Origin of the sequence: uncultured Anaerotruncus sp., from assembly GCF_902490045.1 — a bacterium.
In the GTDB taxonomy this organism is placed as follows: domain Bacteria; phylum Bacillota; class Clostridia; order Oscillospirales; family Ruminococcaceae; genus Anaerotruncus.
Genome location: NZ_CABUCJ010000018.1, coordinates 24,459 through 31,995 on the forward strand (window position 1 = coordinate 24,459; position 7,537 = coordinate 31,995).

The 7,537-nt window shown below is 63.0% G+C and carries 10 protein-coding genes; all 10 read right to left on the reverse strand.

What is annotated here, in order from left to right; genetic code table 11:
• Positions 1 to 46: 46 nt before the first annotated feature.
• Complete coding sequence (locus RDM88_RS03600) at positions 47 to 1,120, reverse strand: Xaa-Pro peptidase family protein (RefSeq protein WP_308753318.1); 1,074 nt, start codon at positions 1,118 to 1,120, stop codon at positions 47 to 49.
• 12 nt (positions 1,121 to 1,132) lie between these two features.
• The gene (gene aroQ, locus RDM88_RS03605; protein ID WP_308753335.1) at positions 1,133 to 1,555 is read right to left on the reverse strand and encodes a type II 3-dehydroquinate dehydratase; all 423 of its coding nucleotides are present in this window, start codon (positions 1,553 to 1,555) and stop codon (positions 1,133 to 1,135) included.
• A gap of 5 nt (positions 1,556 to 1,560) precedes the next feature.
• Positions 1,561 to 1,992, reverse strand: a complete 432-nt coding sequence (gene aroQ / locus RDM88_RS03610) for a type II 3-dehydroquinate dehydratase (RefSeq protein WP_308753320.1) — start codon at positions 1,990 to 1,992, stop codon at positions 1,561 to 1,563.
• Complete coding sequence (locus RDM88_RS03615) at positions 1,989 to 2,858, reverse strand: TIM barrel protein (RefSeq protein ID WP_308753322.1); 870 nt, start codon at positions 2,856 to 2,858, stop codon at positions 1,989 to 1,991. Before RDM88_RS03615 ends, aroQ (RDM88_RS03610) begins: the two co-directional genes overlap by 4 nt.
• On the reverse strand, positions 2,858 to 3,355 hold the full coding sequence (locus RDM88_RS03620; RefSeq protein ID WP_308753324.1) for a YqeG family HAD IIIA-type phosphatase: 498 nt from the start codon (positions 3,353 to 3,355) through the stop codon (positions 2,858 to 2,860). Before RDM88_RS03620 ends, RDM88_RS03615 begins: the two co-directional genes overlap by 1 nt.
• A 175-nt stretch (positions 3,356 to 3,530) precedes the next feature.
• On the reverse strand, positions 3,531 to 3,707 hold the full coding sequence (gene rpsU / locus RDM88_RS03625) for a 30S ribosomal protein S21 (protein WP_101550884.1): 177 nt from the start codon (positions 3,705 to 3,707) through the stop codon (positions 3,531 to 3,533).
• 152 nt (positions 3,708 to 3,859) lie between these two features.
• A complete protein-coding gene (leuS, locus tag RDM88_RS03630) occupies positions 3,860 to 6,265 on the reverse strand; it encodes a leucine--tRNA ligase (RefSeq protein WP_308753326.1) in 2,406 nt (801 codons plus the stop codon).
• A gap of 59 nt (positions 6,266 to 6,324) precedes the next feature.
• On the reverse strand, positions 6,325 to 6,675 hold the full coding sequence (gene rsfS, locus RDM88_RS03635) for a ribosome silencing factor (protein WP_308753328.1): 351 nt from the start codon (positions 6,673 to 6,675) through the stop codon (positions 6,325 to 6,327).
• Positions 6,672 to 7,259, reverse strand: a complete 588-nt coding sequence (yqeK, locus tag RDM88_RS03640; protein ID WP_308753330.1) for a bis(5'-nucleosyl)-tetraphosphatase (symmetrical) YqeK — start codon at positions 7,257 to 7,259, stop codon at positions 6,672 to 6,674. The genes rsfS and yqeK overlap by 4 nt, the downstream gene beginning before the upstream one ends.
• An 18-nt stretch (positions 7,260 to 7,277) precedes the next feature.
• A partial coding sequence (locus tag RDM88_RS03645) for a nicotinate-nicotinamide nucleotide adenylyltransferase (protein WP_374045407.1) occupies positions 7,278 to 7,537 on the reverse strand: 260 nt, incomplete at its 5' end.

Below are 7,537 nucleotides of genomic sequence, written 5' to 3' on the forward strand. Positions count from 1 at the left end.
ATTCTATATTATAATCGCTCATTTTGCAAGCCCTATTCGCAGAGAATTATAGGATGATCAGCGACTTGTCGGAATGTGTGAGGTCCTCGCAGCCGTCCTTTGTCACAAGCACCATATCTTCGATGCGCACGCCGAACCGCCCCTCGAGGTAGATGCCCGGCTCGGCCGTCATGACCATGCCCGGCTCGCACGCCGTCTCGTCCCCCCTGCCGAAGCGCGGGTCCTCGTGGATTTCCAGCCCGAGCGAATGGCCGGTCGTATGGCCGAAGCAGGCGCCGTAGCCCGCGTCCGCGATGATGTCCCGCGCGGCGGCGTCCACCACCCGGCAGACCTCCCCCGGCCTGACGGCCGCGATCGCGGCGAGCTGGGCGCGCAGCACCGTGTCGTAGATCATCCGCTGCTCGTCGGTGACCTCCCCCACCGCGACGGTGCGGGTCATGTCGGAGCAGTAGCCGCCCACGAGGCAGCCGAAGTCCATCGTGATAAAATCGCCGCGCGCGACCGTTTTGTCGGTCGGCACGCCGTGCGGCATCGAGGAGTTCCTGCCCGAGACGACGATATAGTCGAAGGAGGGGCCCTCCGAGCCGTGGCGGAAGGTGTAGTCGAGCAGCTCGCCGGCGATCTCCCGGTCGGTGAGCCCAGGACGGATATAGCCGCAGATGTGGGAAAACGCCTCGTCCGTCACCTTCTGCGCCGCGCGGATGGCGTCGATCTCGTCGGGCGATTTGATCATCCGCATGCGGCGGATGACGTCGTTCACCTTTCCGTTCATCACGAATTCCACGCCCGGGACCTTTTCCTTCCAGGCGGTAAATTCAGAAAGGGTCATGTATTCGCTCTCCACCGCGACGCGCCTGACGCCGTGGCGTTTGGCAAGCTCCCCGATCTGCTCGTAGAGCTTGTCCTGTAAAACGACCTCGGCGCCGCGCACGACCGCGCGCGCCTTCTCGATGTAGCGGAAGTCGATCACAAAGGCTGCGCCCGCGTTCTTCACCGCGAAGAGGGTGCCCGCCGTCGAATGCATGCCGGTGAAGTACTGCCGTCCCACCTGCGAGGCGATCAGCACCGCGTCGATCCCGTCGGGAAGCTGACCGAGCAGCCGTTCAATTCTGTTTTGCATGGATGTCTCCTCCTATTTCATTGCCGCCAGCGCGTCGAGCGCCAGCAGGTAGCTCTGCCTGCCAAACCCGTAGACGCCGCCCGCGCAGACGGGCGCGATCACCGAGTGGTGCCGGAATTCCTCGCGCGCATAGACGTTGGACAGGTGCACCTCCACGACCGGCACGCCGCAAGCCGCGATCGCGTCCCGCAGGGCGATGCTCGTGAAGGTGTAATCCCCCGCGTTGAGCGCCACGCCGTCATAGGCCCCGCGCGCCGCGTGGAGCCTGTCGAGCAGCTCCCCCTCGTGGTTGGACTGGAAAAAATCGCATGCGTATCCCCGCCTTTCGGCGTGCGCCGCGATCCTCCGGTTGATCTCCTCCAGCGTCTCGGTCCCGTAGACGCCCGGCTCACGCATCCCCGTGAGGTTGAGGTTGGGACCGTGCATGACCAGCATCCGTTTCACTGCATCGCCTCCAACGCGTCGATTGCCAGCAGGTAGCCCTGCTTGCCGAAGCCGAAGATCCCCCCCGCGCAGACGGGCGCGATCACCGATTTGTGCCGGAACTCCTCGCGCGCGTGCACGTTGGAGAGGTGCACCTCCACCACCGGGATGCGGATCGCGGCGATCGCGTCCCGGATGGCGATGCTGTAGTGGGTATAGGCGCCCGCGTTGAGCACCACGCCGTCGTATTCGGCGCGCGCCGCATGGAGTTTGTCGATGATTGCACCCTCGTGGTTGGACTGGAACACGTCGCACAAAAGGCCCTTCGCCGCGGCATGCGCCACGATCTGCCGGTTGATGTCGTCGATCCCCTCGGTCCCGTAGACGCCAGGCTCCCGCACGCCCACAAGGTTGAGGTTCGGCCCGTGGATGACCAGAATCTTTTTCATGACTGTCCGCCTTTCGCTGTCAGATACATCCGTTTCATCGCCCCCGCGTCCTCCGCCTGCGTGCCCGCGGACTCGCAGATAAAGGTGGGGGTGCAGTTCTTCTTCGCAACCAGTTCGGCAAGCGGCTCGAAATCCGGGCCGAATTCGGCGTCCTCAAAGGTCAGGTGGACCTTCTCCCCGCCGGGAACGGTGTAGGCGATCTTGCTGAAGTGGGAGTGGAAGAGCCGCATCCGGTCAAGGCCGACCGCGTTCTCCGTCTCCTCCAGGATCTTCGCGTAGGCGGCGGGTCCGTCGACGCCGCCGTAGGTGCGCGCGTTGAGATGCCCGAAGTCGATGCAGGGGAGGATGCGCTCGTCGAGCTTGCACAGCGCGAGCACCTCCGAAAGGGTGCCGAGCTGGTTTAATTTCCCCATCGTCTCGGGGCACATGCGGATGTGGGAAAGCCCCTGCGCGTCGAGCGCCGCGATGCACTTTTTCATCGTGTCGCACGCGAGCCCGAGCGCCGTCTCCCGGCTGATCTTCCCGCACGACCCGGTGTGGATCACGATGCGGTCCCCGCCCATCGCGTCCACCGCGCGGGCCGACTGGAGGACGTAGTCGAGGCTTTTGAGGCGTTTTTCCTCCTCCACGCTCGACATTGAGATATAGTAGGGCGCGTGCAGGCTCAGCTGGATGTCCTTCGCCGCACACAGCTCCCCGAGCTGGCGGCAGTTCGCCTCGGAGATCTTGACCCCCCGCCCGCACTGGTACTCGAACGCGTCCAGCCCCATCCTTTCCAGGTATTCGGGCAGGTCGGTGTTCTTTTTATAGCCCATCCCGGTGAAACTCTGCGAGTTCCCCGCCGGGCCAAACCGGATTTTCGCCATCAGTGTGTTCCCTTCCGCCCGCCGCGCAGGACGAGCCTTTCCAATCTGCGCTTCAGTTTAAAGAACGGGAAATCCTCCAGCTCGATCGGCTCCACCAGGATGGAAGCCGCCCCCGCGAGGTTGGCGCAGAGCACGTCGGTAAAGACCTGGTCGCCGACGATCGCGATCTCCCGCGCGTCCGCCCCAAGCCGCTCCCGCGCGCGGCGCACGCCGCCCCCGAGGGGCTTGGCCGCGTCCGCGATGCAGCCCACGCCGAGCTTTTCGGCGAACGGCTCCACCCGGGCGGGGCGGTTGTTGGAGAGGATGAAGAGGCGGACGCCCGCCGCCCGCAGCTTCGCGAGCCAGACGTGCACGCCGTCCGCCACGTCGGGGTTGTCGTGGGTGGTCAGGGTGTTGTCCACATCGAGCAGCAGCACCGTGATCCCCTTGTCCCGGAGCCACTCCGGCGGGATGTCCCACGCGCGCCGGAACCGGTAGTCGGGCTGAAAGATGGCCATATCCGGTCCCTCCATTTCCTGTGGAATCCCCGCCAAAGGGGCGGGCGCGGGCGCAGGCGCCGCCCGTACCCGGATATTGTACCGCAAAGCGTCCCGATTTACAACCTTGCCGCCCGCCGGGCGGCAAAAAAATGTGCAAAACGGGCGGGGATATTCCCCGCCCGTTTATGGATGATTATTTGAATTTACGCTTACGAGCCGCCTCAGATTTCTTCTTGCGCTTGACAGAAGGCTTTTCGTAGTGCTCTCTCTTGCGGACCTCGGCGAGGACGCCGGAGCGGGCGCAAGAACGTTTGAAGCGCCGCAGCGCGCTGTCCAAAGACTCATTGTCCTTGACTCTGATTTCTGACATTTACCTATTCCCTCCCCACGCCGTCCGGCAGGAGTTGATACCCGCAAAGATGTGGATAACAAAATTTATTATACTATGAAAGTGCCCGATTTGTCAAGCAGTTTGCCCCGCCTTTCGGCGCAAAGCCGCCGGCCCGCATGAATACGGGGTTTTTACCGGGCGACGATGTTGACGAGCTTGCCCCTGACGACGATTTCCTTGACGACCGTCTTTCCCTCCAGCGCCGCCTGGACCTCGGGACGCGCCTTGACGGCCGCGAGCAGGTCGGCGTCCGAAGCGTCCGCGTCCACCATGACGCGCGCCTTGATCTTGCCGCACACCTGCGCGGCGATCTCAACCTGCGCGTCCTTGCACTTTTCGGGGTCGTAGGCGGGCCACTTCTGGTCGGTGACCGTCCCGCCGAACCCGGCGCGCTCCCACATCTCCTCGGTCATGTGCGGCGCAAAGGGATTGAGCAGCAGGATGAAGGTCCGCAGTTCCGCGTGGTTGACGCCGCCCTTCGCATAGATGTCGTTGAGGAGGCTCATCATCGCCGCGATGGCGGTGTTGTATTTCATCGCCTCGATGTCCTCGGACACCTTCCGGATCGTCTTGTGCAGGGCGCTTTCCAGCTCGGGGGAGTATTCCCCGCCCGGCGCGAGGATGTCAAGCAGCCCGAACACCCGCTCCAAAAAGCGTTTGCAGCCCTTGATCGACGACTGGGACCAGGGCGCGCTCTTTTCGAAATCGCCGATGAACATCTCGTAGAGGCGCAGGGTGTCCGCGCCGTAGTCGCGGATGATGTCGTCGGGATTGACGACGTTGCCGCGGGACTTGGACATCTTCTCGTTGTTCTCGCCCAGAATCATGCCGTGGCTGGTGCGCTTGGCGTACGGTTCGGGCGTGGGGACCACGCCGATGTCGTAGAGGAACTTGTGCCAGAAGCGGGAATAGAGCAGGTGGAGCGTCGTATGCTCCATGCCGCCGTTGTACCAGTCTACCGGCATCCAGTATTCAAGCGCCTCCCTGGAGGCGAGGGCCTTGTCGTTGTGGGGGTCGCAGTAGCGCAGGAAATACCAGGACGAGCCCGCCCACTGGGGCATCGTGTCGGTCTCCCGCCTGGCGGGCGCGCCGCATTTGGGGCAGGGCACGTTCACCCAGTCGTCCATGGCGGCGAGCGGCGAATCGCCGTTCTCGGTCGGCTCGTAGCTGTCCACCTCGGGCAGGCGCAGCGGCAGCTCGCTCTCGTCGAGCGGAACATAGCCGCAGTGGTCGCAGTGGATGATCGGGATCGGCTCCCCCCAGTACCGCTGGCGGGAGAAGACCCAGTCGCGCAGCTTGAAGTTTACCTTCGGCTCGCCCTTGCCCTTCTCGGCGAGCCAAGCGGTGATCTTCTTCTTCGCCTCGTCGACCGAGAGGCCGTCGAGCATGCCGGAATTGACCATCACGCCCGTCTCGCAGTCCGTAAAGGCTTCCTCATTTACATTTCCGCCCTTGACGACCTCGACGATCGGCAGGCCGAATTTTCTGGCGAACTCCCAGTCGCGGGTGTCGTGCGCCGGGACCGCCATGATCGCGCCGGTGCCGTAGGACATGAGGACGTAGTCGGAGATGAAGATGGGGATTTCCGCGCCGTTGACCGGGTTGATTCCCCGGACCCCCTCGAGCATGACGCCCGTCTTGTCCTTGACCAGCTCGGTGCGCTCGAAGTCGGACTTCTTCGCCGACTCCTCCTGGTAGGCGCGCACCGCGTCCATGTTGGAAATCTTGTCCGCCCAGTGGTCGACGTAGGGGTGCTCGGGCGAAATGACCATGTAGGTCGCGCCGAACAGGGTGTCGGGGCGGGTGGTAAAGACGGTCAGCTTGTCCCCCGCGGTGGTGTCGAAATCCACCTGCGCGCCGGTCGAGCGGCCGATCCAGTTACGCTGGGAAACCTTGACGCGGTCGATGTAGTCGACCGTGTCGAGGTCGTCGAGCAGCCGCTGGGCGTACTGGGTGATGCCGAGCATCCACTGGCTCTTGACCTTGTGGACCACCTCGCTCCCGCAGCGCTCGCAGACGCCGTTCACGACCTCTTCGTTCGCCAGTACCACCTTGCAGCCGGTGCACCAGTTGACCGACATCTCCTTTTTGTAGGCGAGCCCGCGCTTAAAGAGCTGGAGGAAGATCCACTGGGTCCACCGGTAGTAATCGGGATCGGTGGTGTTGATCTCCCGGTTCCAGTCGAAGCTGAGTCCCAGGCTCTTGAGCTGGGACTTAAACCGCTGGACGTTGTCGTGGGTCACCTTTTCGGGGTGGATGTGGTTTTTGATGGCGTAGTTTTCGGTCGGCAGGCCGAAGGCGTCCCAGCCCATCGGGTAGAGGACGTTGTAGCCCTCCAGGCGGCGCTTGCGCGCGACGATGTCCAGCGCGGTGTAGGAGCGCGGATGGCCGACGTGCAGCCCCTGCCCCGACGGGTAGGGGAACTCGACCAGCGCGTAATACTTCGGCTTGGAGTAGTCGTCGGTCGCCGCGAAGACGCCCCTCGCCTCCCAGCTCTGCTGCCATTTTTTCTCAATTGCTGCAAAATCGTACTTCAATGCTGTACACTCCCTGTTTGCCGTGTCCCGCGCGGCAAATGATGTTGGCTTCCTTTATTTTATTCCGCCAGCCCCAGATCGACGCGCGGGGCGTCCGCCCACAGCCGCTCGAGCGAATAGAACTCGCGGGTTTTGTCGTAGAAGATATGAACGATCACGTCGTAGTAATCGAGCACGACCCACATGGCCGACTGGTAGCCCTCGATGCGGCGCGGCTCAAAGCCGAGCTTGGAGAGACCCTCCTCGACCGCGTCCGAAAGCGCCTTGACCTGCGCGTTGGACCCGCCCGACGCGATGACAAAATAATCCCCGATCGTCGTCAAATCCCGAATCTCGATCGCGGTGATGTCCTTGCCCTTTTTTTCCGACAGGAGCCTCGCGGCCTCCTTTGCCATTTCAATCGATGTCATTGCTTCACCTCCGGTAAACAATATGCCATATAGACATTATATGCCTGAAACGTATCAAAACTGATTCCGAGCGAACGCTCCACGAGGTCGTTGACCGCGTAGCGCATCGCTTCCTTCATCGCGGGCTTGAGGGCTGTTTCCGCGAGCTTGCGCATCGCGAGAATATCGGGGTAGTCGCGGTCGGCGCTCGTCAGATCCGCCAGGTAGACCACCTCGTCCAGCTCGGTCATGTGCCCGCACGCCGTCGTGTGGAACCGGACGGCGTGCAGGATTTCGGGGTCGGTGATGCCGAGCTCCGCTGATATAAAGCCGCACGCCGCCATGCCGTGCCACGTCTTTGGCTGGCTCTCCTGCACGCTGTCAAGAATGATACCACACTTTGTGAGCCATTGCAACTGCTCCCCCCGGGGCATCTCCTTGCAGATATCGTGCATCCAGCCGGCCACCATCGCCTTCTGTTCGTCGCAGCCGTAGAGATTCGCGAGCTTCTGCGCCTGCCGCACCACGCACTGGGTGTGGTAATACCGCTTTGCCGAGAGGGTCTTTTTCGCAAGTTTGTCCAGCTTTTTCAGATCATATTCCATAAGGAACGCCCCGCTTTCCTATAATGTCTGATAGAGCCCGTGGCTGTCGATATACGCGGCGACTTCCGGCGGCACCAGCCCGCCAAGCGTTTTTTTCTCCCGCGCCCGCTTGCGCACAAGCGTCGAGGAGATGGGCAAGGGATCGAGCTCGACCAGCTCGCAGAGAGCGCCCTGCGCCTCGAGCGACCTCTTGCAGTCGGCGAGCGGGCCGCGCAGCGCGGCATCCCGCGCCCCCGCGCAGATGACCGCCAATTCGCAGATGCGCTTCCATTCCCGCC

Coding starts and splice junctions, on each gene's coding strand:
- yqeK (WP_308753330.1), bottom strand. CDS start 7,259: ATGGAATATGATCTGAAAAAGCTGGACAAACTTGCGAAAAAGACCCTC.
- rsfS (WP_308753328.1), bottom strand. CDS start 6,675: ATGACATCGATTGAAATGGCAAAGGAGGCCGCGAGGCTCCTGTCGGAA.
- RDM88_RS03620 (WP_308753324.1), bottom strand. CDS start 3,355: ATGGCCATCTTTCAGCCCGACTACCGGTTCCGGCGCGCGTGGGACATC.
- rpsU (WP_101550884.1), bottom strand. CDS start 3,707: ATGTCAGAAATCAGAGTCAAGGACAATGAGTCTTTGGACAGCGCGCTG.
- RDM88_RS03615 (WP_308753322.1), bottom strand. CDS start 2,858: ATGGCGAAAATCCGGTTTGGCCCGGCGGGGAACTCGCAGAGTTTCACC.
- aroQ (WP_308753320.1), bottom strand. CDS start 1,992: ATGAAAAAGATTCTGGTCATCCACGGGCCGAACCTCAACCTTGTGGGC.
- RDM88_RS03600 (WP_308753318.1), bottom strand. CDS start 1,120: ATGCAAAACAGAATTGAACGGCTGCTCGGTCAGCTTCCCGACGGGATC.
- aroQ (WP_308753335.1), bottom strand. CDS start 1,555: ATGCTGGTCATGCACGGTCCCAACCTCAACCTCACGGGGATGCGTGAG.